A 2,149-nucleotide genomic window follows, 5' to 3' on the forward strand; every position below is an offset into this window, starting at 1 on the left:
GCCGCGGCGTGGACGAGGACGGACTCTCCGGCCCGCAGACCGGCGAGGTCGCGCAGCCCGTAGTACGCGGTGAGGAAGGCGACGGGCACGGCAGCGGCCTGCTCGAACGACCACCCGTCGGGTATGTGCGCGAGGACGCGCTGATCGACCACGGACGCGGTGGCGAAAGAGGCGGGCAGCATCCCCATGACCCGGTCGCCGACTTCGAAGTCCCCTGCCCCCGGGCCGACTTCGGTGACGACCCCCGCGCCTTCGCTGCCCATGACTCCCGAGCCGGGGTACATGCCCAGCGCGAGCAGGACGTCACGGAAGTTGAGTCCGGCGGCGCGGACGGAGACGCGGACCTGACCCGGACCGACGGGCTCGAGGACCTCGGGATGGGGTACGGCGGTCAGGTCGTCCAGCGTCCCGGTGCCCCGGGTGTCGAGACGCCACGCGAGGGCGTCGCCCGGCACGGCGACAGTGGAGGCCGGGTCGGCGGGCAGCAGGCGCGGTGCGAGGATCTCGCCCTCGCGCAAGGCCAGTTGGGCCTCGTCCGAAGCGAGCGCGGACGCGAGGACCGCGTAGGAGGCGTCGTCGCCATCGCTGTCGATGAGCGTGAACCGACCGGGGTTCTCGCTCTGCGCCGACCGCAACAGGCCCCACACGACCGACTGTTCCAGGCCCGCCACGGCGTCCGTGCTCCGGGCCGCGACCGCCCCCCGGGTGAGTACCACCAGACGGGACACACCGTCGGCCTGGTCCTGCGCCAGCCACGCCTGTGCCGTGGCGAGCACGGCGCGGGCCACCTCGTGAGCGGCCTCGGCCCTGTCGTCCCCGGAGACGTCGGGAACGACGTGGAGCACAGCGTCCGGAAGGTCGCCTCCGGCCTCCACCGCGGCGGCCAGCGTGGCGAGATCGGCGAACGCATGGACCGCGGCGTCGGCTCCCTGAAGTGCGGAGACCAGCAGGGGAGACGGCTCACCGAGCACCGCGTACGACCGCGGCAGCCGCTCGGCACGGTCACCGACCGGCTGCCACCCCAGCCGGTACAGCGAGTCGCCGGCGGCCGGCGTGCCCGCAGCTCCGGGAAGATGCTCCGCCGAGACAGGCCGGGTGACGATCGAGTCGGCGACCAGCACCGTACGCCCCGAAGCGTCGGCGACGGTGAGCGCCAACGTGGCCTCCTGGCCGGAGGAGACCCGGCTCCGGGCGACCCGCACGCGCAGCGAGGACGCGCCGACGGCGTGGAGCTCGACGCCGTTCCACGCGAACGGCATGCGCAGCCGCTCGCCCTCGTCGTAGAAGTCACCGAATCCCGCCGCGTGCAGGGCGGCATCCAGGAGCGCCGGGTGGAGGCCGTAGCGGCCCGCCTCATCGCGGACCTGTTCGGGCAGCGAGACCTCGGCACAGATCTCGTCACCGAGCCGCCAGGCCGCCCTCAGACCCTGGAACGCGGGCCCGTAGCCATAGCCGGTGGCTGCGGCGTCCGCGTAGAAGTCCGCCACGTCGATGGGCTCGGCCCCGGCCGGCGGCCACGAGACCGGCCCTGACTCGCGGACGCCACCCGCCGTGGCCAGGATGCCGCTCGCGTGTCGCGTCCATGCGAGGGACTCATGACCTGCGGGACGCGCGTGCACGGAGAGGGTACGGCGGCCGTCGGCACCGGGCGCCCCGACGCCGATCTGGAGATCCACCGCACCGGTGTGTGGCAGCACGAGCGGCATTTCCAGAGTGAGTTCCTCCAGCCGACCGCAGCCGACCTCGTCCCCCGCCCGCAACGCCAGCTCGACGAACGCCGTGCCGGGGAGGACGACGGTCCCCGCCACCGCATGGTCCGCCAGCCACGGAACCCCGGCACTGGAAATACGTCCCGTGAGCAGCGCACCGTCCTCGCCGGCCAGGCTGAGGGCGGCCCCCAGCAGAGGGTGGTTGGTGGCCTCCAGTCCGACGGATGCGACGTCGGTTGCGCCGCCGCGGCCTGTGATCCAGTAGCGCTGGTGGTCGAAGGGGTAGGTGGGGAGGTCGACCGGGTGGCCGGTCACGGCGGGCCAGGTGACCTCGGTGCCCTGTACCCAGAGCTCGGCGAGGGCTGTGCGCAGAGCCTCCGGCTCGGGGGTGTTCTTGCGGAGGACGGCGGTGGCCTGTGTGTGTTCGAGCGTCGTGCGGG

General features: G+C 73.4%; 1 protein-coding gene. It reads right to left on the bottom strand.

What is annotated here, in order from left to right; translation table 11 throughout:
- Positions 1-2,149, bottom strand: a 2,149-nt coding sequence (locus tag ACH47Z_RS47125) for a polyketide synthase dehydratase domain-containing protein (RefSeq protein ID WP_399086818.1), incomplete at both ends; no start/stop codon positions are given.

It is taken from the genome of Streptomyces sp. NPDC020192, from assembly GCF_044388685.1.
GTDB lineage: Bacteria > Actinomycetota > Actinomycetes > Streptomycetales > Streptomycetaceae > Streptomyces.